Source organism: Paenibacillus sp. FSL R5-0407, assembly GCF_038009185.1.
In the GTDB taxonomy this organism is placed as follows: Bacteria; Bacillota; Bacilli; order Paenibacillales; family Paenibacillaceae; genus Fontibacillus; species Fontibacillus vini.
Window position 1 is genome coordinate 894,807 of sequence record NZ_JBBPAX010000001.1, and the last position, 23,040, is coordinate 917,846.

Genomic DNA, 23,040 nt, shown 5'->3' on the forward strand with positions numbered 1-23,040 from the left:
ACGCCTCCGTCAAAAACGGAGCACCGTGGTTCTTTTCATATCTTCCCCGAATGTGTCATGATGTTGTTGGAGGGAGTGCTGTTATGTTTAACGACTTCGAAATTCTGGAGGAGGACGTTCCGGTCCATCTTCAGGTTAAGCAATATATAAAAAGATTAATCCTTAAAGGCGCACTGCACGGAGACCAGAAGCTCGCGTCCACGCGCGAGATGGGCCAGTTGCTCGGCGTAAGCCGCAACACGGTCATTGCCGCTTATGAGGGCTTGGAAGAGGAAGGCTTCGTATATACCCTTCAGGGGAAAGGCAGCTACGTGGCGCCCTTGTCTGCGGCAACCGGCGATGCCGTTCCTCCCTGGAAGACCGATTGGTCTTCCCGCTTGAACGACTACGCGCGGCAGGCCGTGGATCTGGACCGGATGAAGAGCGGAATTCGCGCCGGCAGGAATACGATCTCTTTTACGAGCATCGCTCCGGACGATCAACTGTTTGACCTTGACCATGTGAAGCGGGCCTTTCTGGACAGGATGGCTATCGAGGGTAATGTGCTGCTGAATTACGGATATGCGAAAGGCTATAAGCCGCTGATTGAGTTGCTGATGAGATATATGGAACAAAAGGGCGTAGATCTGCAAGGCAAAGATATGCTCATCACCAGCGGGTTTACCGAAGGTTTCGATATGATTCTCGCTGCGCTCGGGAAGAACAACGGCGGAGCTGTCCTTTGCGAAAATCCTACGCATCATACGGCCATCAAGAACCTCAAGCTAAACGGCTTCGAGATTAAGGGGATTCCGATGGAGCATGACGGCATTAACCTAAGGGAGCTGGAGCTGGCTTTGTCCGAACGGGCTTACGATTGCGCCTATTTCGTTCCGTCTTATCATAACCCGACAGGGATTGTAACCTCCCCCGGCAAAAGAATCGCTCTCATGAAACTGATGGCCGAGCATCAAATCCCGGTGATTGAAGACGGTTTTAATGAAGAGCTGCGCTATTCGGGCTCCCATGCTCTCCCCCTGATCGCTACGGCCGGACGTGGTAATGGCGTCATCTATATCGGCAGCTTCTCAAAAGTGCTGTTTCCCGGTCTACGGGTCGGGTGGGTACTGGCCGACAGGGAACTTATCGATTATTTGGAAAGCATAAAGCGGGCCCGGAACATCCATACTTCGACGCTGGACCAGTCGGTGTTGTTTCAATATCTGCATAATGGCCATTTGGAGAAATACTTAAAAAAAGCACGGGCCGAGTATAAAAGGAAATATGAATGGACGCGGCTATGCTGCGAAAAATACATTCCGTTTGCCCGTGTAACGGGGGACGGTGGGCTTCATTTGTTCCTTGAATTCGAGGAGAACTTCGATACGCACCGATTGCTGGAGGCTTGCTCTGTGAATGGTGTGATTTTTACTCCGGGAGACCTGTTCTTTACGGACGGTGGCGGAGTCAATACGATGCGGGTCGGCTTCTCGCGGGTGAGTGATGAAGATATTGATAAAGGGCTTCGAATCATAGGCGGATTGGCCGCCAAACAACTTGAGGGGTAGAGGGGTGCAAAATATGAAGGTCGGCGTTGTGATGGGAGGCATGTCCTCGGAACGTGAAATATCGTTGATGACCGGAAAAGAAATGCTGGCTCGACTGGATCGCAGCAAGTATGAGGTGGTTCCGATCGAGATCGTGAAGCAGGAGGATCTTAGCGAGCAAGTCCAAGGTATCGATTTTGCGCTGCTTGCGCTCCACGGCGCATACGGGGAGGACGGAACGGTTCAGGCGGCATTGGAATCATTGAGCATTCCGTATTCGGGAAGCGGCGTAGAGTCCAGTGCTCTCTGTATGGATAAAAATAGATCCAAGGAATTACTTCGCGCTGCCGGAATCCCGACGCCGGATTGGCTTTGTTGGAGCGGAATGGAGGAATATGACGCGGAAGCCGTAGCACAGCTGGGATACCCGGTGTTTGTCAAACCGAATTCGGGCGGATCAAGCGTCGGAACGCTGCCGGTTTCCGATGAAGCTTCTTTGAAAGCAGCCGTTCAGGAGGCGCTGCGCTGGGACTCTTCCGTGCTCATCGAACAATTGGTGGAGGGAGAAGAGATCACCTGCTCCATTGTCGGCGAGGATTTGTTGCCAGTCATCGGCATCCGCTCTAAAGCCTCGGCGTGGTTTGACTATCATGCCAAGTATCAGGACGGGGGAGCGGATGAACAGGTGGTCTTTTTGCCGATAGAAATTCAAACAAGTGTGCAGGATGCTGCGATAAGCAGTTACCGGATTTTGAAATGCAGCGTGTATGCCCGCGTAGATATGATTTTGCGCAACGGGATTCCGTATGTTCTGGAAGTGAACACGCTGCCGGGTATGACGCCGAACAGTCTGCTGCCGAAAAGTGCGCAAGCGGCGGGCCTCAAATTTAACGAATTACTGGATCGGATCATCGAGCTGTCGCTGCAAGAACGGGAGCAGAACGGGATTCACAACTTGAGTCTGCAAAAGGAGAGTGTGACCGCTTATGGGAAGTGAGAGGATTGCACCTTTAGTTCGCGATATTCCGCCATCCGGCATCCGCGCTTTTTTTGAGACTGGCGCCGGCCGGAAGGATACCATCCAGTTGGGTGTAGGGGAGCCGGATTTTGTAACGCCGGAGCATGTGCGTGAGGCTTGCATTCGCGCCTTGAACGAAGGAAGAACAAGTTACACGCCAAATGCGGGTTTGCCTGAACTGCGGGAAGAAATCTCATACTATTTGAATGGGAGCTTCCGGTTAAAGTATGAGCCAGAACATGAAATCCTAGTCACTGTCGGGAGCAGCGAAGCGGTCGATTTGGCACTCCGAACGTTCCTGACGCCAGGGGACGAGGTGCTGATTCCGGCGCCCGGTTATATCGCTTATTCGCCGATCGCCCGCCTGCATGGGGCGGAGGTCGTAGAAATTCCTTCCTCCGCGGAGCGAAACTTCAAGCTGGAGGCGGATGAGCTGGCTGCACGGATTACGCCGCGATCCAAGATATTGGTGGTGAACTATCCGTGCAATCCGACAGGCGCAGTCATGACGGAAGAAGACTGGCTGCCGATTGCTGAGCTTGTCACCCAGCATGACCTCCTGGTCATCTCGGATGAAGTCTACGCCGAGCTAACATATGGCCAGCGGCATTTCAGCATCGCCGCGCTCCCGGGCATGAAAGATCGTTGTATTGTGATCGGAGGATTCTCCAAGGCGTTTGCCATGACGGGCTGGCGCATCGGATATGCGTGCGGCGACCGGGAGTTGATTGCCGGGATGCTGAAAATCCATCAGTATACGATCATGTGCGCACCGGTACTCGGCCAAATCGCGGCGCTGGAATCGCTGCGCAGCGGACTTGACGCCAAGGACCGGATGAAAGCGGAATATGACGGGCGCAGAGTCATGTTTGTTCAAGGGCTAAATGAACTTGGGATGAGATGTCACATCCCGGAGGGCGCTTTTTACGCCTTTCCTTCCATTGCGGATACCGGCCTTAGCTCCGAGCAGTTCGCCAGGGGACTATTGCAGGAAGAGGGAGTTGCCACCGTACCGGGTCATGTTTTTGGAGTCGGCGGCGAAGGGCATATCCGTTGCTCTTACGCAGCGTCCCGGGAGAAACTGTGCGAGGCGCTGGAACGAATTGAGCGTTTTAAGAAAGCTATCCAAAAGACATCGTTTACGCTTTGCCATTAAACTTGGCGATAAACAAAAACAGTCGTTTCCTCTCGGGAATCGACTGTTTTTTGGTAATTTGTAAAATACAAGTAATGACAATTGGACTTTAACCTGAAACAGGATTGCAGTTCATCTCCAATTTTGCCAAAACCTCATTAAACAAACGGACGGACCGCAATACCGTCTCTTTCTCGAATACCGTCAAGTGAGAAAACACTTCGTCCAGGTAATCGTTCATTTGTCGCTCAATCGAATCGGCGACAATCTGTCCTTCGGTTGTTAAAGAAAGGGTGTATACCCGGCGGTCTGTTGAATCCGGCGTCTTCTGAAGCAGGTTCAGCTTCATCAAGGACTGGACCTGGCGGCTAAAAGTCGTAATGTCCGTGCCCAGCGTTTCCGCGATTTCCTGCATCGACGGCTTATGCTGGCGGCTGACCTCGAACAGAATATGGCTTTGTACCGGGGAGATGTCGAGAGATCCGACACTGCAGCAATTTTTATTAAGCAGTGCGAACTGACGTGTCATAATCTGAAACAATTCGCGAGTATTTTCCATATTCGTTCACCTCATAAATCAGTTATATCTCTTTATGTTGCAGTTTGCAAGTATCATTTCTTTCATTTAAGGACATATGTCCTTCCCAACTCTAAGGCGATAGCGCTATCTTTTAATTAAGACAACATTAGAGATATTAAGGGAGAGAAACCAACGATGAGAGGGTTATTATTTGCATTCCTGGGAGGGGCTTTGATTACTTTGCAGGGGGTAGCCAATTCCCGAATCAGTCAGAGCATCGGGACCTGGCAGGCGGCCACGCTTACCCAATGGACCGGGTTTGTAACGGCGCTGCTGATCCTGCTATTTATCCGCGACCGCAAGTTGCGGGAGTTTAAGCAGGTTAAGCCTTTATACTTGACGGGAGGCGCATTGGCGGCGATTATTATTTTCGGCAACGTAACGGCGATTCAACAGATGGGGGCTACCTTTACAATATCCGCACTGCTGATTGCCCAACTGAGCCTCACTTTTCTTATAGACAGTAAAGGATGGTTTGGTGTAGCCAAGCAAAAAATGCAGGCACCTCAGTTTATCGGCATACTATTGATGGTGGCAGGCGTCATAATTTTAAGATTTTGAGGTGAGAAGAACCATGAAAGAGATTTTGGACATGGAAATCCTGAACTCGCATTTACAGGAATTTGATTTGGAACCGATCTTTACGGAATCGTTGAAACCTCATATGACACTATACAGTTATGATGCAGGTGAACTCGTATGCTCACAAGGAGATCCATCGGGAACGCTTTACGTACTTGTTAAAGGGAAACTCAAAATTTATACGACCTCGGCGGAAGGAAGAACTCTGGTTCTCTGCTTCAAAACACCGCTTGAGCTCGTAGGAGACATAGAATACGTAAAAAACACGGACATCGTTAATACCGTTGAGGCAGTTACGCCGGTTCAACTGATCGGCATCCCATATCGCCAGTTAAAGAAGTATGTAAACGACCATGCGCCATTTCTTCAGTTTCTGCTGGACATTATAACTCAGAAGTTTTATATCAAATCCAATTCGTTCAGCTTCAATTTGATGTACCCCGTAGAAGTGCGGCTGGCAAGCTATCTTTTGTCGGTCTCTTCGGGCGAGTCGGATGAACTGCTTCATGAACAGTTAAGTACGGCGGGCCTGAAGGATGCGGCGAATCTGATCGGTGTCAGCTACAGGCATTTGAACCGGATCGTGTATCAGTTTTGTTCGGAAGGTCTGGTCGAGCGGAGCAAGGGCGGGATTATCGTCAAGAATCGTGAAGGGCTGCGGGCACTAACCAGTCATAATATCTACGAGTAAAAGGAAGGAGATTAAAGCCATGTTAATAGGTATCTTTTGGGCGCTGCTCGCCGGTGCGCTGGTGGGTCTGCAAAATATTTTCAATAGTAAAGTCAATGAACGCGCGAACTCCTGGGCGACGACCGCGTTAGTGTTGGGGTTGGGATTTTTAGCTTCCCTGGTGATCGGATTGATTGTAGAAGGAAAGAAGCTGTTTGCCGTTCAACATATGGAGCTATGGTTCTGGTTTAGCGGGATCATCGGCGTAGGGGTTGTCGTCTGCATGGTAAACGGAATCAAGCTGCTTGGACCGACCTATGCCATTTCGATCGCGATGACCTCACAGCTTGTTTTCGCCCTGTTATGGGACTCTCTTGGCTGGTTCGGATTGGAGCAAGTGCCGTTCACCTTCAAACAGTTCATTGGTGTTATAGTGATTGTATCGGGTATATTTGTCTTCAAATTCGGAGGGTTGCTGCAGGGTCGAAAGCCGTCAGTACAAGGGGAATAATTCGTACTATATAATTGTTATAAAACTAAAGATTGCGGAGGAATTGTGTTGGAAATCAAAATCGATGATTTATCCGGAGATCAGGTAGCCAGGTTAATAGATGAGCATCTGCAAAGTATGGAATTGCATTCCCCGCCGGAAAGCATTCACGCCCTTAATCTTGAAAAGTTAAAAAAACCGGATATTACGTTCTGGAGTGTCTGGGAGCAGGAGGAATTGCTCGGATGCGGAGCCTTGAAAGAGCTTGACGCTCACCATGGGGAGATCAAGTCGATGCGCACTTCTTCGCAGCATTTAAAAAAGGGAGTTGCAAGAAAGCTGATGGAATTTATAATTCAGGAAGCCAAACGCCGAGGCTATCGCAGGCTTAGTCTGGAGACGGGCCCCATGGAAGCATTCGCTCCGGCCAGAAAATTGTATGAAAGTGTTGGATTTCAATATTGCGGTCCCTTTGCGGAGTATGTGGAGGACCCGTACAGTTTATTTATGACGAAGGAACTGTGAATCGGGTCCAAATTAATGATTAAAGGATCAAGGAGTAGGTGTTATTTATGTCTATTTGTCTAAAGCCTTATAACGACGATGAGACCGAAGCGTTGATTGCGTTTCTTGCGGGTGAAACCTGGCCGTATCATGGAATAGCGACGTTGACGGAAAGTAACGTGCGCGAGCAAGTTGCACAAGGAAGATATAACTCGACCGACGAGAAGAAAACATTCTGGATTCTGAACGATGAGGATACAAAACTCGGATTGCTGCGGGTATTTGATCTTCAAGATCCGACCCCTATGTTCGATATTCGCATTTCTGCGAAGTATCGCGGCCAAGGCATTGGTTTACAAGCGGTTAAGCTGCTTGTCGAATACGTGTTTACGAAGCATGACGATAAAATTCGGCTTGAAGGCCATACAAGGGTCGACAATTACGCAATGCGCAAAACATTTCACAATGCAGGCTTTGTGAAAGAAGCGGTACACCGATTGTCTTGGCCGTCGGAAGACGGGAAGCTTCATGATTCTATCGGATATGCAATTCTTCGAGAAGATTGGGCGGAAAACAAAACCACGCCAATTAACTGGGACGATTTCCCGTTTTGAGTGTGACGAAACATTGTCAATTTTAACAAAATTAACGCGATGACCTCCTAATCATGAACATTCTTCGAACAGCCTAGGCATAGGAACGAATGTTTGTTAATGTTATGGTAATTTGTAGGAGTGGAGGTGTACGCAATGAGTGTAAAAGAGCAAGTGCTTGAAGCGATGAAGGCGGCAGGTAAGCCGGTTAGTGCAGGCGAAGTGGAGCAGCTGTCCGGCTTGGACCGCAAGGAGGTCGACAAGGCCTTTAAAGAACTGAAGAAGGAAGAAGCGATTACTTCCCCTATTCGTTGCAAATGGGAGCCGTCTGTTAAGTAAGTGCTATCCTGACCTACATAATAATATCTGGAGACCTTGGACCGTTTGTATCGGGTCCGGGTCTTTTTGCCGTTCATTGTAATATTGACCTGGATGTTTCAATATAATATTATATCTACATACCATTCGGTATCTATATAACACAACTATCTATTTTTCATAAGATCCAGGGGTGAGCTATTGAGCGTTCGAACTCAAGTATTGAAATCGGCGGAGGAATTGGTGAAAAGCAAACCGTTCGATCAGATTACGTTTGCGGAAATCGCTAAAATGGCGGGAGTACATTGGACTGCCGTGCGCAGACATTTTGGAGATAAGCAGGGCCTGCGAAGCTGGCTGGCGGAGAGACAGAGTGACAATAACGGACCGCTCGCAGATACCCGAACCCGAATTTTAGAAGCCGCTGCCAAAGTGTTTGCGGAGCAGGGATATGCCACCGCTTCTTTGGAGAAAGCTGCGGCCGAGGCTGGAATGACCAAGGGAGCCGTCTATTGGCATTTTTCAAGCAAACAGGATTTGTTCCTTGCGATTATGGAACGGAATTTAATTCAGCAAAACCGGCAATTGCCATTGCAGATCGAAGATCTTCTGGAAGCGGATGATCCCGAATCGGCTTTGTACGCTTGGCTCAAATCACAGTTTGATTGCCTGGAAGCCGGAGACGGCGGTCCGCAGCTATTTCTTGAATTCATCACATCGAGCAGGGAACCGGAAGTACGCCACAAACTGCAAGCGATGTTCGGCCAAAGTCTAGAAGCTTTAGGCGGCTTTCTGGCACAAATGCAGCAGAAGGGCTATATCGCACAAGGATTGGACCCTCAATCTCTCGGCATTATGGTGGATGCGTTGATGAAGGGCATTGTCATCGAATGGTTAATCGATCCGGTGAGCTGTCAGCTGGAGCCATTATTGCAGACTGCAGCGAAAGTATTATGGCGGGGGCTAGCACCCGGCAAATAGAGAAATCATCCCGTAAAGTCGGCAGCCTCGACATATTTGCGGGTTAATTTTTGGATACAACATACCATTCGGTATGCGAATATTATATTTGATAGTACATAGTAAACAAGGGAGTGATAAGATGAAGGTAGAACGGCGTATTAAGAAATTCGACAAGCAAGCCAACATGTATGATAAAAAAAGAGAGAAGCTCGAGCTCGCAAGTTACCGCAAAAGCTTGCTGGGTTTTGCCAGAGGTCACGTATTGGAGCTGGGTATCGGGGCGGGAAGCAATTTGCCTTTTTACCGTTCAGACGTGAAGCTGACGGCGGTGGATTTCAGCCCGGCCATGCTTGAAAAAGCTAAATTGGCAAATGAAGCGCAATACGGGCTGGAAGCGGAATATATTCAAGGAGATATCGACGCGATAAGCCTTGAGGAAGACGGGTTCGATACTGTCGTATCCACACTCTCTTTGTGTGCTTACAGCGATCCCGGTAAAGTGCTGACTCATATAAGCCGGTGGTGCAAGCCGGAAGGGCAAGTACTATTACTGGAGCATGGCATTAGCTCGAACAAATTCCTTGCTGCTGCCCTTAAGGTTACCGATCCTTTAGCTTATCGGATCGCCGGCTGCCATTATAACCGCGATATTATGAAGTTAATTGCGGAGTCACCGCTCGATGTGATTAAAGCGGAGCATTACATGTCCGGGATGCTTCATTTAGTCTGGTGCAAACCGGGATCAGCCGTTTTGTTGTGAAGCCGTTTCCTGAAGTGATATACTTTTGCTGTCAAGACGAATACATAAAGATAAAGGAGCGATAACCCAAATGTATAGATCGATCAACGACTTTTTGGAAGACTGGAGTCAAGAGGAGGCTCTCACGCTCAAGGTGCTTGAGGCGCTTACAGATGATTCCCTGAAACAATCCGTCTCGGCCGCACAGCCAAGATCGCTTGGAGATTTGGGATGGCACCTGGTTGGCAGTCTGGATATCATGCTTGGTGCTGCAGGGCTGGTCATCGCCGGTCCGGAATATAAGCTGCCTACTCCTGAACGTGCTTCGGACATCGTTCAAGGTTATCGCCAAATGAGCGATGCTGTTACTAATGCGCTAAAACAGCAATGGAATGACGAGAAGCTGTCACAGGGGATTCTGTTATTCGGTTTTATTGATACGACCTACGGCGGTGTACTGAAAACCGTGGTACGTCATCAAATACATCACCGGGGGCAAATGACGATTCTTATGCGTCAAGCCGGCGTGGTACCCCCTGGCGTTTACGGCCCTAATGAAGAAGAGAGTGCGGCGATACGGGCTGCTAAAGGCTAATCATAGACTAATGCAATGAATTCAGGCCATTGGAGAGGTTGATAAGGATGAGAGAGCGGATTCAAGAAATGGAGCTGGAGGAGCAGGAGCTTCAATTTCGTCAATTTACGAATGAGACGGCGCTTGAAGTCGGACTGGCAATCATTGAGGAGGCCAAGAGCCGGGGGAAGAGCATTACGACGGAAATATACCGCTCGGGCCAGCGTTTATTCGCTCATGCCATGGAAGGCACGTCGAAGGACAATGAGGATTGGATTCGGCGGAAGAACAATGTGGTAAACCGTTTCGGAGAGAGCTCCTGGCACGTCACGCTGCGGTTGCGGGAAGAAGGGAAGTCCTTGGATCAGGATTACGGCTTGCCGATTGAGGATTATGTGGGCGCCGGCGGCGGGTTTCCGCTTATCATTGAAGGGGAAGGACTGGCTGGTACCATCACGGTATCGGGTTTATCCGACCAAGAGGACCATGATCTGCTTGTGGCGGCGTTAAGAAGAATTAGGGTTTCTGCAACTTAACCGGGACGACTTTTTGAACAACCTCTAAAAGATTCAAAAATTAGGTTTACCTCTGACCGATAATTTGATAATATTATCGCAATATCAAATGCGATGAAGAGAGAAGTAAATAAATCGAATTCTTTCTCAGAGAGCTCCTGCTGTGCTGAAAGGGAGTAAAGAATGGTTTATCGAAAAAAGACTCAGAGCAGCACACCGGAACCGAATAGATCGGGGATGCTGTGCCAGGAGCTCCTGTTACAGAGCTAGAGTATAAGCATTGAGATTCAATGCCGTACTTGAAGAGGTCAATATGGCGACATATTGGCGAATCTAGGGTGGTACCACGGGTATACAATATCTCGTCCCTAAGACTAATAAGGTCTTGGGGGTGGGTTTTTTTTATTACTGTAAAGATAAGGAAACTTAGCAAGCGTGCATCATATAGTACACTAAATCTTATTTGAAGGGATTTGAATAGGTTATGTCGCAAAAGCTGAAAGTCGGAATTGTGGGCGGAACGGGTATGGTGGGCCAGCGGTTTATGCAGCTTCTGGATCAGCACCCTTGGTTTCAAGTAACGTCGATCGCCGCGAGCGCCAATTCTGCGGGCAAAACTTACGAGGAAGCCGTGCAAGGCAGATGGAAGCTGGCCGGGCCGATTCCTGAAGAAGTGAAGAATATCGTAGTCCAAGATGCTGCTCAAGTAGATAAAGTTGCCGGAGAGGTCGATTTTATTTTCTGCGCCGTTGATATGAAGAAAAATGAAATTCAGGCCCTTGAAGAGGCTTATGCCAAAACAGGTACACCGGTTATCTCCAATAACTCGGCACACCGCTGGACACCTGATGTCCCAATGGTTATTCCCGAGGTGAATCCAGGCCATATTGAAGTCATCGCTGCACAACGGAAACGACTGAATACTTCGACCGGATTTATCGCCGTCAAGCCGAATTGCTCCATCCAGAGCTACGTACCGGCGTTGAACGCGCTGCTCGCTTACAAGCCGACTACTGTGGTTGCCTCCACGTATCAGGCGATCTCCGGCGCCGGCAAGAACTTCACCGACTGGCCGGATATGCTGGATAACGTGATTCCCTATATCGGCGGAGAGGAAGAGAAGAGCGAACAGGAACCGCTTCGTATCTGGGGAAGTGTTGCAAACGGAGAGATTGTTAAAGCAAGCTCGCCTTTAATTACAACTCAGTGTATCCGTGTTCCTGTAACGGACGGACATTTGGCTACAGTATTTGTATCTTTTGAGAAGAAGCCTTCGAAAGAAGAAATTCTTCAGCTGTGGCAGCAATTCAAAGGACGTCCGCAAGAGCTTGAACTGCCTAGCGCGCCAAAGCAGTTCATCACCTACTTCGAAGAAGAGAACAGACCTCAAACGAAACTGGACCGTGACATTGAGCGCGGCATGGGTGTCTCTGTGGGAAGATTGCGTGAGGACTCTCTTTACGATTATAAATTTGTCGGTTTGTCCCACAATACTTTGCGCGGAGCTGCCGGTGGTGCCGTATTGATCGCCGAGTTGCTTAAAGCGGAAGGATACATCCAGCCAAAAGCTTAAAACTTGAAATGCCGAACAAGGAATATTTAGCGAAATAGCTATCGTTGGCTAATTCATCCATCAGAATATGTAAAAGGGGCTTTCTCCAGGACATCCAGGTGCCGGAGAAAGCTCTTTTAGTATCGTTGTTCCCGCTCATAGAAACCCAACGGATTTAACTGCGTAATAAGATAAGACATGAATTTAAATCGCCGAATAAATCCTAAAGAGAAGTTGAGGTAATTCATCGAATGAATGAGTTATATACAGAGCGTGCCGATGCGGGATACCAGCGTGCTGAGCGGAAAGCTGAAGAATATTTTACATCGCTCTACAAGCAAGTAACGGAGAAAACATACGTATCCGCCCTGACGGAAGATTTCCACTTATGGAAACGAAACCATATCCACCGTCCTGCCTGGCTGTCTCTTTTCTCGCGGAAGAACAACAAGCCGGATTCTAAAGATTACCACAGATATATCAGTTGGTTGAATTATACAGGGAAGCTGGACGATTACTTAGAGCGGAGCGTTTCCTATATTTATATGAGGGATCTGGGTAAAGCCCTGGATTCCGCGCATACGCAGACCCGGATTCAACGTGTAATTGACGACGTAAAGAAGTTATTGCTCCGTTCCAATGATGCAAGCCGCGGATTTCAACCGGATTTTATAAGTTTATCCGGGATGTACCGATGGGCTCAAAAGGAAGGTGTAGAGAGCGCGGCGATCTGGGTGATCCATAAACTGAACCAAGTGGCCATACATATTCCGAAGGAAATGAACGCTGAGCATGCCCAGCGCAAATTAATCAAAATCATGATCGGGGTCATTATGCACGCGATCGAAGAGATGGATGAGGACACTACTGCTATCGAACGTGCACGAAGACTAGATGCCGCGATCCGGCTTGGTTATTCCTACGGCCTGACGTATCCTTTCATAGACGATCTATTGGATTCCGGAGCCTTGGATGCCGAGGAGAAAAAGCAATATACTTCACTGATCCGCCGCGCGCTGCTTACCGGGACTGTGCCCGAGCCTGGCGAATGGTCCGGAAGTAATTCGGAGACGATGCAGTATATCCACTCGGAGCTTAGTGAAGCTTTTGAGTGTATTAAGGCTTATCAGGAGCCGGAAATGCAGCAGACATTTTTCGAGCTGTCGTACATGTTTTTTCATTCCCAGGAACTGGACCGAGATAAGGAGCTTTCCCATGCGGATTATACCAATGAAGAGCTGTACATCCCCGTCATTTTGAAATCTGCTGCTTCCCGCCTGATCGTCCGCTCGGTCATAAGCGCGCCCGAAGACGAAGGGTTTGATCAACGATCGTTCTATTACGGAATCTATAATCAGCTGGCGGATGATTTTGCGGATATGTTTGAAGATATGAGAGAGGGTGCGGTTACCCCTTATACCTATTATTTAAAGTACCGTGATAGCCGTCCTGATCTGATTAATCCGTTTGAATTATACTGGGCGGTCATCTCTAATTTGATTCATAATGTCTATCATAATGACGCCAAGACCAGAGAAGTGATATTGGACCGGGCCATTAACGGATTAAAACGCTGCAAGGCTCGTCTCGGTTTGGCAAAATATACTGAAGTTATGGATATATTCGCTTCCGGAAACCCGGCATTCTATCGTCTAGTGGAGCAAATGGTTACAAAAGCGGAGGATGTTGACTTCTTAGACAAACTGCTTCGGGACCAGATGGTTAATGTTCTAATCAACGACCGGAAGGAAAAAGAATACTTTGCAGAGACGGTCAACAATGTCCGCGAGCAAATCAACAATCTGATGCGGATTACAAAGACCAGCGGGATGGCCCCGATTCAAGAGTCTCTAATCGATGCAGCAAATTATAGTCTCGAAGGGGACGGTAAGCGATTAAGGCCGATATTGGCTTGGGTCATGGGTGTAAACGAATATGGACTCTCTGCATCGGCAATCGAGCCGCTGCTAAGATCCTTGGAATATATGCATACCGCGTCTCTGATTTTTGATGATCTGCCTACCCAGGACAATGCCTCCTCACGTAGAGGACGTCCAACACTGCATCAGGTGCATAATAGCGCCACGGCTGAATTAACAGGTCTGTTTCTGATCCAGAAAGCGATCCAGGAACAAGCGTCGCTGCAGAAGTTCGATCCCGAAACCGTACTGGAGCTGATCCGATATTCTTCTCAAAAAGCAGGGGAGATGTGCATGGGGCAGGAGATGGATTTGCATTCAAGAGGAAAAGCTTTGACCCTGGAGCAATTGAATCGGATGTGTTTTTACAAAACAGGTATTGCCTTTGAGGCTTCTCTCGTAATGCCGGCTATTCTTGCTCAGGTGAAAGAGACGGAAATTGAGATTCTGAAAAAGTATGCTTACCATGCAGGCATTGCCTTTCAGATCAGAGATGATTTGCTTGATTTTGAAGGAGATACGAATTTGCTCGGAAAGCCTGTCGGCAAGGATGCCCAAAACAATAATTCGACATTTGTGAGCATCCTTGGCGTGGAAGGAGCCAAGCAAGAAATGTGGGAGCATTACTGCCTAGCCATGGAATCGTTACAAAAGATGCCCCGTAGCCCCGTTTTCCTAAGGCATTTATTGACTTATATCGTAAGTCGGAACAGTTGAGACAGCCGGAAATCTCTTTCACGATTTTGTCATCTTCCAGCTCGTTATATTATGGTATGATCATTGGGAATAATTTACTCTATGAACAACATTTTTATAGAAAGGGTGTTTAATATGCAGAGAAAACCAATAATTATAGGCATTGGATTGGTAGCCGTGGCCCTTGGAGTCTTCTTATTTACGGGGGGCAACGAAAAAACAGTGAAGAATGAAACTGCGAAAGACATCAAGCAAATGGTCCAGGATTACAGCCTGCGCAAAATCACCGCTCAATCGGCTTCCATCACTTCGCAGCAACTGATCGTGACTGCCGAGAATTCAGCCAAAACTACGTATGAACTGCCTGAGGATGAGTTTTTTGTATCGATAGCTCCGTTCGTCGAAAATACCCATCCTTGTGAAATTCACAGTTTGACGGGATGCCAAGGCGAAATGGTTGAGCAAGAGTTTGATATCAACGTTGTCGATGAGAAAGGAAAGACCGTTCTGAATCAAAAGATGAAGTCTCAGTCCAACGGTTTTGTAGACCTTTGGCTTCCTCGGGATCAAACCTATCAAGTAACGATCGAATATGACGGGAAGACGGCGAAGTCCGAGGTCTCCACGTTTAAAGACGATAACACTTGCATTACGACCATGCAATTAAGTTGATTTTTTTCTTCGGAATTTCCCTCGTACCAGCGCCAGTAGCAAGTAATATAAGGGGATACTGTTGATGATTACCCAAAATGCGATAAAGCCGAGCTCGGAAAGATCCTTTTGATATTGCGTCGTATTTTGGGAATATTGAAAAGCGGCAACGGTCGCGGTCCCGGTTAGTATGGATATTAGCGGCCGGGTCTCCTTTAACTTGAAAAGATGACCGAGGCAAGAAACCCCGACATAAACGAGGAACGCATCGTGAATGATCATGGATATAGCCCAAATCCCGATAAATAGGGGGTCGGCATTGCCTAGCAGCCCGGTAAAGGAAGTTCCTCGGATTAATTGCAATATCGGGTATTTGACCTGACTCCCGTAATGAACACCAAAGTTGAGCAGGACGAGCAGCCAGGTCAATAGTACGGCAACCGTGACCATCGTATTGGCCAGCAAAAGGTTCCGAAGCGTCTTTTTGTCAAAATTAAGGTGGGGAAGGAGAAAAAGGAATATAAACCATTCTCCGATCCAGGAAATGACACTAAGCACATCCGTAAACAAGTTGGTAAAATTACGGTGGTTCAGCAAGGCAGGCAGCATCTGATAGTCCGCATCGCCGATGAATAGCAACAGCAAGAAGAGAACCCCTATGAGGATGAGGATAAAGGTACCATCCGCAATATAGATAAGGGTTGAGAACCCCCACCGGGCCGTAATCATAATCACCAAGCCGACCAACAGCAGAATGAACCATGGGGGCGTATCTTTCATATAGATGGAACCGTAAAACAAGGTGAACTGTTCCATATCCAAGGATACATAATAGATGCTCCAAAATGAGAGCAGGAGCAAAACTGCCCTATGTCCCCACTTACCTGCGATTTGTTCCCCGTAAACGACCCAGCTTTGCCCCGAATTTGAAGCTAATTTGCCTACGAAGTAGGTGCAGGAAATAAGCACGACATTGACGGCCCCTCCAATGAGCATGGCAATCCATCCCTGATAGCCGGATGTACTGATTAACGGCGGAATCATAAAAGCGAGCGGGATGGTGAGCATATAAATGCTGGAAAACCGGAATGTTTGAAATGATGTCGTTCGCATTTATGCACCATCCTTATTTATTGTCGTTGACTAGCACGGCGGAGTTAAATCCATCCTAACAAGTACAAGATAAAGCGATTCGGATTCGGCCACCAGGAAATGAAATTAGCCCCGATGTTCCAGACGAGCGTAAGAGAGAAGAGCCACCAGAAGGCTTTCTTTCCTTGAGCAGGCTTATTATGAAGCTGTTTCCATTCGAACAGGGCGATAGCCGCAAAGCAGATTGCCAGCATCGGACACCTCGCTTTCTTGAGCGATAAACTCTTTTTCGAAAAGTTATGGCTTGTTCGTAATCACGGATATTTCGACTTTGCTTTCCGTTTGAATGTGCTCACGGTCCTTATAATATTCCGGCCAATTCTCCCGGACCTTCCTCCAATAATCGGGGTAGTTCCATTCGAGAAGCAAACCAAGCCTCAGCACATCGGATCCTAGTATTTTGGACTTATGAAGCGCGGAATTCAGTTCTTTATCAACTTTGACATTCAGCAGTTCGGTAACAATTCGTGATAGTTCGGTATCGCTGCGCTGCTTCGCATCTTTCTTGTAAACTAAACTACCTACACCTTTTAGATGGATCGTGAATACCGGGCCTTCCCGGGTCATCCTTACTTTTCGCTCGGCTTTCAAATTATAGAACAGCACGCTGGCCCGGCTGCTGCCCCCGTCCCATTCGACGGTGTAGGCCTGTTTTCTTAATCGATCCGCTGCCCATGCTATAGTCCGTGCTTCATTGGTAGGCAGGGTTCCCGTCATTTTATCATCCTGGTATAGAGCTGTTCCCTGAATTCCTGCCCAATTTTCCTTCTTTTCATTTTCGCTGGGCAACGCTTTGGCTTGGATCGACATATAATTCGTAGCAAAACCGACCTTGGAATAGTGCGCGATCAGAGACTCTTTCACTGTGGTTGTATACAAGGTGCGCTGCAAACTCATTCTCCGTAAAACTTCCGAAGGCATTTGTTCATACAGGGGTACCAGTTCGGCAATCTTTCTGGCTTTGCCAGGTGCCGTGATCAGAAAAGAGCTGATATGGAAAGTGGGCTCCCGGTCTGCCCAATCCAGTAAATCCCCGATGCCGGCCTCGGCATACTCCCGGCCGATTACCACAACACTGGTATGTCCGAAATTGATTTGGCGGCTAAGATCCTTCTGGATTAATCGTATCGTGTCCGGCACCGATTCTCCGGTTTTGGAAATCATGGCATAAAATCTCCCATTTGAAGATCCGCTCCCGGCTTGCTGGCCGGACATCATCCGGTTGGGCAATGGACTGCTGATCGTCACCTCTACGGTTCCGGGTTGATCTCCTTTATCGATATATAGGGCAAATACAAAGACTTGTTCATCGACTTCCAGTTTGGACCAGCATCCCGAGAGCAAGAAGAGGGGGAGAAGAATCAACGGCCACTTTAAGCGTGTCATTTCGATTTTTGTCTCCTTAAGTTCCGGTTCGCATACGAGGTCGGTCTGGACTTCATTTCAGGGGAAGGAACGCGGACAAAAACATCTTTCCAGTCGCTAAGAACTAGCGGGGCAAGAGGTTGCATGTATGGCGTACCGAACGAATTCAGATTCACGAGATGCCCGAAAACAATGAAGGTCAGGATAAACACACCAAAGAGACCCGTCGTTCCCCCGATGATCAGAAGCGGAAATCTGAGCAATCGAAGCGCCAATCCCATTTCGAAGTGGGGAATGATATAGGAGGCAATACCGGTTATAGATACGACAATGACCATTGGCGAAGATACGATCCCGGCTTGTACGGCCGCTTGTCCGATAACGATTGCCCCAATGATGGAAATGGTTTGGCCCACCGGTTTGGGAATCCGGGTCCCCGCCTCACGCAGGCCTTCAAAGGTCAGCTCCATAATAAAGGCTTCCGTCAAAGCGGAGAAGGGAATGTTCTCCCGCGCCGCGGCGATGGTCAGAAGAAGATCGGTAGGGATCATTTCAGGCTGGAACGTGGTGATCGCGACATAGAGTGAAGGAAGCAGCATGGAAATAACGCCGAAGAACATTCGGACCATACGTACCCAGCTTGCGGCCATATAGCTTTGGTAATAATCTTCCGAGGATTGCATCAGCGAAAATAGCGTAACCGGTACGAGGAGTGCGGAAGGCGTTCCATCCTGCAAAATGCCGACCCTTCCCTCCAGCAGGGAAGCAGCAACGGAGTCAGGACGCTCCGTATACTGGAACTGGGGAAACGGCGTGTGATTGCCTTTTTTCATTTGCTCAGCCGTGTAACTGATGCCCAAAACACCGTCGATGGATATGGCCTGGATTTCCTTATCGAGCTCCTCTACAATGTTGGGGTCGCACAACCCTTCGATATACACGATATAGATTATCGTTTTCGAATATTTCCCGGCTTCGTATCGGATCGTTTTAAGATCCGGATGCTTGATTTTATGTCTTAGCAGAGAAAGATTTGTGGCTATGTCCTCGATAAAGGCCTCTTGTGGGCCAATGACCACCAATTCGTTTTTGGATTCCGATACCGCTCGTTTTTCATACTTTGCCAAGTCGAACAGATAGATTTTTCGGGCATCGTTGAAACAAAAAAGCGCTTTGCCTTGGACTAATTGATCGATCGCTTCCTCTAGGGTGGCCGCGGGAACATAGGGAAGAGGAAATAAGGTGCCCTGATCGAGCCGGGCGGCCAGTGATTCCCAATTATCCGCCTTTCCGGCTTGTTCGATAAAAACCTTGGAGACTTGGTCTTGTAATATAGGTATATTAATGATGGACTCGATATAAATCAGGGCGCAGGAGTGGCCATGGATCAGAAAATGCTGATACACGACATCCTCATTTGCCGACAACTGCTCTTTGATCTGTTCGAGAATTGAATTTTGATTATTCATGATGTTTCATTGCTCCTGACACAAATCGGGATTCTGTTCTTTATAGGTTGCCGGGAAATATTAGAAGTTATTCAGTTACGAGACGTTGAAATTACAAATGGGTTCATGTTATGATACAACTACTTTAATGACTGGAGTTGAAGAGGATAATGTAGATTTCTTGCTAAGAAATAAAACAAAAAAGCGATCTTTTTCGCAAGTTTTATTTTGTTATGCAAGAAAGTTACTTTACCTTTTTAACTCAACGGTATATCCTGATCTGACTCCGGTACTGGGGGCGGATTTGCTGTATATTTTTGAGCTACAAGAAAGTAACTTTCTTGTAGCTCTTATTTTTTTGTACAGGAGGTTATATTTCATGTCATTAATAAATGTTTCGAAACTGACGTTTGCCTATGAGGGCAGTTATGACAATATTTTTGAGAAGGTTAGCTTTCAAATCGATACCGACTGGAAACTAGGGTTTACGGGAAGAAACGGACGCGGGAAAACTACATTTCTAAACTTATTGCTTGGTAAACATGAATACAGCGGAACGATTTCGGCCGATGTCCAGTTCGAATATTTTCCTTACGTTGTTGAGAACAAGGAGAATCATACCATTGATGTCATCGAAGAGATTTATCCGGACTATGTTCACTGGGAACTCATGCGGGAATTATCTCTCCTTCAGGTGACCGAGGATGTGTTGTACCGGCCGTTCGAATCATTATCCAACGGAGAGCAGACGAAGGTGTTGCTGGCAACCCTTTTTCTCAAGGAAAATCGGTTCTTGTTAATTGATGAACCTACCAACCATCTGGACATGAACGCAAGAAAGCTTGTAAGCGAATATCTCAACAGCAAGAGCGGCTTTATTCTGGTGTCTCATGACAGAGCGTTCCTCGATCACTGCGTAGATCACATTTTGTCCATCAATAAGACAAACATCGAGATCCAAAAAGGGAACTTTTCCGATTGGTGGGAAAATAAACAGAGACAAGATCAATATGAGTTAGCCGAGAACGATAAGCTTAAAAAAGATATCAAACGTTTGTCGAAAGCGGCAAAGCGAACGAGCGACTGGTCTGATGAAGTGGAGAAAAGTAAGAACGGGACCAGAAATTCCGGCTCCAAGCTGGATAAAGGGTACGTAGGCCATAAAGCGGCTAAAATGATGAAGCGCTCGAAATCGATGGAACAGCGACAGCATTCCGCAATTGAGGAAAAGTCAAAGCTTCTTAAAAACGTGGAGAGCACCGATAACCTGAAGATTTCGCAGCTTGTTTATCATAAGAATCAGCTTGCCGAGCTTGAGCATATTTCGATTTCTTACGGAGATAAGACGGTTTGCGAAGATATAAGCTTTACGATTGAGCAGGGGGAGCGAATCGCGCTGGAAGGGAAAAACGGCTCCGGTAAATCCAGCATCATCAAACTGATCTGCGGTGAGGACATCCCATATTCGGGCACGTTCAGAAAGGGAAGCCAGCTTAAGATTTCCTATGTGTCGCAGGATACCTCTCATTTACAAGGCAATCTAACGGACTTCGCCAGAGATCAAGATATTGATGAGAGCTTGTTCAAAGCGATTCTAAGAAAGCTTGATTTCTCCAGAATTCAATTTGAAAAGGACATGTCCGCATTTAGCGGCGGCCAGAAGAAGAAGGTTTTAATCGCGAAAAGTCTCTGCGAGAAAGCCCATTTGCATATTTGGGATGAGCCGCTTAACTTTATCGACATTTTTTCACGCATGCAAATCGAAGAATTGCTGCTTGAATATTCACCGACACTGCTGTTTGTGGAGCATGATCTTGAATTCTGCAACAATGTGGCAACGAAGGTCGTAAAGCTTTAATTGATACAAAATGAATCCCTTTCATCCCTTTAACAAGACAATTATTATTGTCCTGACGTGGATGAAGGGGACTTTCTTTATTGGAGAGAATTTGATTTTTATAAGAAAATCAGTTATCTTGGTTATAAAGTATCTTGATGATCAAGATATTATATTGAAAAGAGGAGCGCTGTCCTTTGTCCATTGAGAGGCAAGATCATGTTACAGAATTGCAGGAAGCCTTCACACTTCGTATGCGCGGGTTAGGAAACCGAACCATTCTCTATCAGCAAAATGTGGCCAGCTCTTTAGGGCTATACAATAATGATTTCTTATCTATCGATATCCTGCATGAAAAAGGTCCTGTCACTGCGGGGGAGCTCGCGAAACTAACCGGACTTACAACAGGGAGCGTTACCGCATTAATCGATCGACTCGAAAAAAACGGGTTTGTTCGCAGAGAGCAAGACCCTAATGACCGAAGAAAAGTAATTATCGTCCCATTGTACGAAAATAATGAAGAGGTCCGAAAAACGTATCTTGCGCTTCACGCGGCCATGGTCAAATTGGCTTCCTCTTACAAAGTAGAAGAGCTTGAGCTCATAACGCAGTTTCTAAGCAAAGCCAGTACCTTATTGGAGGAGCAGATCCGGGATCTCCAATCGAATCCTCGCGGCGAAACTTCTTCTTAATGGTATTCATCGACATTAAATGAGATAGGATATGGAGGTTATTTTATGGCAGTGCTGGTTCTTTACGCTACAAAAACAGGTGCGGCAGAACGATGCGCAAAAGTATTAACGGATGAACTTCCACAAAGTACGATGTGCAATATCGAAATGGACAAGCCAGATCTTGGGCAATTTGATGGAATTATTCTCGGTGCCGGAGTTAGAGATGGCAAGATATACAAACCGATCCGTGATTTTATCAAAAAAAATCAGGACGAGCTGCTGAAGAAGAAAATGGGGTACTTCATTTGCAATGAGAAACCGAAGGAAACCGAAGCGATTATTGAGCGAAACATTCCCGTCGGCTTAAAGGATTCGGCAGTCTGCATCGAATCGTTTGGTGGGTATAAAGCCTATGCAGCACCTAAGGAAGGCACCGACCTGTACAAGGGAATTTTCGTGGATCGAATCAAAGCTTTTTCCGATAAATTCGTTACCAGTACTCCTGATGATTGATATGAATATGTAATAACCTACAGCCCCATCAGAGATTTCACAATCTTTGACGGGGCTTTCTTTGTTAAACTTGACATTTTGCCAAACTATCGTATACATTTGTATACAAAGATAGTTCGTATACGAATGTATACGACAAACTCTGAGGAGGCGTTGTTAAGTTGCGCGAGGGAAGACATAAACATAGAGAGAATCACGGACATCGAGAGCATCCGGAAACCCGCGGTGGACAAGATCAAGATGCGACTGGCAAGCAACGGCCCCATAGCGCGCAAACTTTTCGCCGGGGCCGGGCCATAGCTTTTCTTGAAAAACTGAACATCAAGCGTTCGACTTTGCAGCGGCAGCTCGAGCAGCCGGAATTTGAATCCATAAAGCAGGTCATCAGCGGGGAGCTGAAAGCGACCGATGCGATTATTCAGGAATTCATCCACACTTTCGAGCTTCGCGAAGCTATTTCAGATAACGATCCCAACAATAAAGGAGCCGATGAATCCCATGACAATAACTGAAGCCATCAAAAACCGCAGAACCATCAAAGCCTTTAAACCGGATTCCATTTCGGAGGATGATTTGCTCTCCTGGTTGGAAGCGGCAAGCTACGCGCCAAACCACCGCTTGAACGAACCGTGGGGAATTCTTGTCATTGGTCCAGAGACGAGATCCAAACTGAACCATAAAAAGGACTTTGGCGGAGCGCCTGTTGTCCTTGCCATCGTATCCAAGCCTGCAGGGACTCCATTCGAACGGGATGAAAATATTATGGCCGTTTCATGTTTCGTGCAGAACTTTATGTTAGCCGCGCATGAAGCCGGGGCGGGCGTCTATTGGTCTTCGATGGGGAACTTACCGCAAAATCGCGAGATTCTCGGCGTGGAGCAAGATTATGATGTCGTAGGCGTTCTTGGTGTCGGTTATCCGGCGGAAGTACCGGCGGCCAAACCGAGAACTCCGATCTCTTCCAAGATCACACATTTAGCATAACGGCCGTACATGTGAGAAGGCCCGTCCGAACAACGAATCGTT

26 protein-coding genes and 1 other annotated feature are annotated in these 23,040 nt (G+C 47.4%); of the genes, 21 read left to right on the top strand and 5 right to left on the bottom strand.

What is annotated here, in order from left to right; translation table 11 throughout:
* Positions 1-83 precede the first annotated feature (83 nt).
* From NYE70_RS04315 to NYE70_RS04325, 3 genes are read left to right on the top strand one after another with little or no spacing between them, the layout of a single operon-like run.
* Positions 84-1,547 (top strand): aminotransferase-like domain-containing protein, encoded by a 1,464-nt coding sequence (locus tag NYE70_RS04315; protein ID WP_341045111.1) that lies wholly within the window; start codon positions 84-86, stop codon positions 1,545-1,547.
* A 13-nt stretch (positions 1,548-1,560) separates the two neighbouring features.
* Positions 1,561-2,523: a D-alanine--D-alanine ligase gene (locus tag NYE70_RS04320; protein ID WP_341045112.1), complete on the top strand. Its 963-nt coding sequence runs from the start codon at positions 1,561-1,563 to the stop codon at positions 2,521-2,523.
* Complete coding sequence (locus NYE70_RS04325; RefSeq protein WP_211020356.1) at positions 2,513-3,700, top strand: aminotransferase class I/II-fold pyridoxal phosphate-dependent enzyme; 1,188 nt, start codon at positions 2,513-2,515, stop codon at positions 3,698-3,700. The genes NYE70_RS04320 and NYE70_RS04325 overlap by 11 nt, the downstream gene beginning before the upstream one ends.
* Before the next feature lie 88 nt (positions 3,701-3,788).
* On the opposite strand, the gene NYE70_RS04330 is transcribed toward NYE70_RS04325, so the two are convergent.
* Entirely contained in the window at positions 3,789-4,238 is a 450-nt protein-coding gene (locus tag NYE70_RS04330) for a MarR family winged helix-turn-helix transcriptional regulator (protein WP_211020359.1), read from the bottom strand.
* 156 nt (positions 4,239-4,394) lie between these two features.
* Here NYE70_RS04330 and NYE70_RS04335 point away from each other — a divergent pair, with 156 nt between their 5' ends.
* The 13 genes from NYE70_RS04335 (at position 4,395) to NYE70_RS04395 (ending at position 15,046) form a co-directional block, all read left to right on the top strand.
* Positions 4,395-4,820 (top strand): DMT family transporter, encoded by a 426-nt coding sequence (locus NYE70_RS04335; RefSeq protein WP_211020361.1) that lies wholly within the window; start codon positions 4,395-4,397, stop codon positions 4,818-4,820.
* 13 nt (positions 4,821-4,833) lie between these two features.
* Positions 4,834-5,532, top strand: a complete 699-nt coding sequence (locus tag NYE70_RS04340) for a Crp/Fnr family transcriptional regulator (RefSeq protein ID WP_341045115.1) — start codon at positions 4,834-4,836, stop codon at positions 5,530-5,532.
* Positions 5,533-5,551: 19 nt separating this feature from the next.
* Positions 5,552-6,022, top strand: coding sequence for a DMT family transporter (locus NYE70_RS04345; protein ID WP_211020365.1), 471 nt, complete (start codon positions 5,552-5,554; stop codon positions 6,020-6,022).
* 48 nt (positions 6,023-6,070) lie between these two features.
* Entirely contained in the window at positions 6,071-6,526 is a 456-nt protein-coding gene (locus tag NYE70_RS04350; protein ID WP_341045117.1) for a GNAT family N-acetyltransferase, read from the top strand.
* 47 nt (positions 6,527-6,573) lie between these two features.
* Complete coding sequence (locus tag NYE70_RS04355; RefSeq protein ID WP_211020369.1) at positions 6,574-7,119, top strand: GNAT family N-acetyltransferase; 546 nt, start codon at positions 6,574-6,576, stop codon at positions 7,117-7,119.
* Positions 7,120-7,254: 135 nt separating this feature from the next.
* Entirely contained in the window at positions 7,255-7,437 is a 183-nt protein-coding gene (locus NYE70_RS04360) for a transcriptional regulator (protein WP_211020371.1), read from the top strand.
* 180 nt (positions 7,438-7,617) lie between these two features.
* Positions 7,618-8,397, top strand: a complete 780-nt coding sequence (locus NYE70_RS04365) for a TetR family transcriptional regulator (protein WP_211020373.1) — start codon at positions 7,618-7,620, stop codon at positions 8,395-8,397.
* Positions 8,398-8,518: 121 nt separating this feature from the next.
* Positions 8,519-9,139: a class I SAM-dependent methyltransferase gene (locus NYE70_RS04370; RefSeq protein WP_211020375.1), complete on the top strand. Its 621-nt coding sequence runs from the start codon at positions 8,519-8,521 to the stop codon at positions 9,137-9,139.
* A gap of 70 nt (positions 9,140-9,209) precedes the next feature.
* The gene (locus NYE70_RS04375; protein ID WP_341045120.1) at positions 9,210-9,713 is read left to right on the top strand and encodes a DinB family protein; all 504 of its coding nucleotides are present in this window, start codon (positions 9,210-9,212) and stop codon (positions 9,711-9,713) included.
* Positions 9,714-9,760: 47 nt separating this feature from the next.
* Positions 9,761-10,228 (top strand): heme-degrading domain-containing protein, encoded by a 468-nt coding sequence (locus NYE70_RS04380; RefSeq protein ID WP_247681566.1) that lies wholly within the window; start codon positions 9,761-9,763, stop codon positions 10,226-10,228.
* Between the two features lie 84 nt (positions 10,229-10,312).
* Positions 10,313-10,580 (top strand) — a binding site (T-box leader).
* Positions 10,581-10,691: 111 nt separating this feature from the next.
* Positions 10,692-11,780 carry an aspartate-semialdehyde dehydrogenase gene (asd, locus tag NYE70_RS04385; protein WP_211020381.1) on the top strand — a complete coding sequence of 363 codons (1,089 nt, stop codon included), beginning with the start codon at positions 10,692-10,694 and terminating at the stop codon, positions 11,778-11,780.
* A gap of 230 nt (positions 11,781-12,010) precedes the next feature.
* Positions 12,011-14,395, top strand: coding sequence for a polyprenyl synthetase family protein (locus NYE70_RS04390; RefSeq protein ID WP_213655321.1), 2,385 nt, complete (start codon positions 12,011-12,013; stop codon positions 14,393-14,395).
* Positions 14,396-14,509: 114 nt separating this feature from the next.
* Complete coding sequence (locus tag NYE70_RS04395; RefSeq protein ID WP_341045124.1) at positions 14,510-15,046, top strand: CueP family metal-binding protein; 537 nt, start codon at positions 14,510-14,512, stop codon at positions 15,044-15,046.
* On the opposite strand, the gene NYE70_RS04400 is transcribed toward NYE70_RS04395, so the two are convergent.
* From NYE70_RS04400 to NYE70_RS04415, 4 genes are read right to left on the bottom strand one after another with little or no spacing between them, the layout of a single operon-like run.
* Entirely contained in the window at positions 15,038-16,138 is a 1,101-nt protein-coding gene (locus NYE70_RS04400) for a GerAB/ArcD/ProY family transporter (RefSeq protein WP_341045125.1), read from the bottom strand. The genes NYE70_RS04395 and NYE70_RS04400 overlap by 9 nt on opposite strands.
* Positions 16,139-16,182: 44 nt before the next feature.
* Positions 16,183-16,371 carry a hypothetical protein gene (locus NYE70_RS04405; protein ID WP_211020386.1) on the bottom strand — a complete coding sequence of 63 codons (189 nt, stop codon included), beginning with the start codon at positions 16,369-16,371 and terminating at the stop codon, positions 16,183-16,185.
* 43 nt (positions 16,372-16,414) lie between these two features.
* A complete protein-coding gene (locus NYE70_RS04410) occupies positions 16,415-17,563 on the bottom strand; it encodes a Ger(x)C family spore germination protein (RefSeq protein ID WP_341045127.1) in 1,149 nt (382 codons plus the stop codon).
* Positions 17,560-19,011: a spore germination protein gene (locus NYE70_RS04415; RefSeq protein ID WP_213655317.1), complete on the bottom strand. Its 1,452-nt coding sequence runs from the start codon at positions 19,009-19,011 to the stop codon at positions 17,560-17,562. The genes NYE70_RS04410 and NYE70_RS04415 overlap by 4 nt, the downstream gene beginning before the upstream one ends.
* A gap of 358 nt (positions 19,012-19,369) precedes the next feature.
* On the opposite strand from NYE70_RS04415, the gene NYE70_RS04420 reads away from it, so the two are divergent.
* From NYE70_RS04420 to NYE70_RS04440, 5 genes are all read left to right on the top strand, one after another.
* Positions 19,370-20,848 carry an Lsa family ABC-F type ribosomal protection protein gene (locus NYE70_RS04420; RefSeq protein ID WP_341045128.1) on the top strand — a complete coding sequence of 493 codons (1,479 nt, stop codon included), beginning with the start codon at positions 19,370-19,372 and terminating at the stop codon, positions 20,846-20,848.
* Between the two features lie 176 nt (positions 20,849-21,024).
* Complete coding sequence (locus NYE70_RS04425) at positions 21,025-21,519, top strand: MarR family winged helix-turn-helix transcriptional regulator (RefSeq protein WP_445323742.1); 495 nt, start codon at positions 21,025-21,027, stop codon at positions 21,517-21,519.
* Between the two features lie 45 nt (positions 21,520-21,564).
* Positions 21,565-22,014, top strand: a complete 450-nt coding sequence (locus NYE70_RS04430) for a flavodoxin domain-containing protein (protein WP_341045129.1) — start codon at positions 21,565-21,567, stop codon at positions 22,012-22,014.
* A 161-nt stretch (positions 22,015-22,175) separates the two neighbouring features.
* Positions 22,176-22,526, top strand: a complete 351-nt coding sequence (locus NYE70_RS04435) for a hypothetical protein (RefSeq protein ID WP_211020393.1) — start codon at positions 22,176-22,178, stop codon at positions 22,524-22,526.
* Positions 22,513-22,998, top strand: a complete 486-nt coding sequence (locus tag NYE70_RS04440) for a nitroreductase family protein (protein WP_211020394.1) — start codon at positions 22,513-22,515, stop codon at positions 22,996-22,998. The genes NYE70_RS04435 and NYE70_RS04440 overlap by 14 nt, the downstream gene beginning before the upstream one ends.
* Positions 22,999-23,040: the final 42 nt, after the last annotated feature.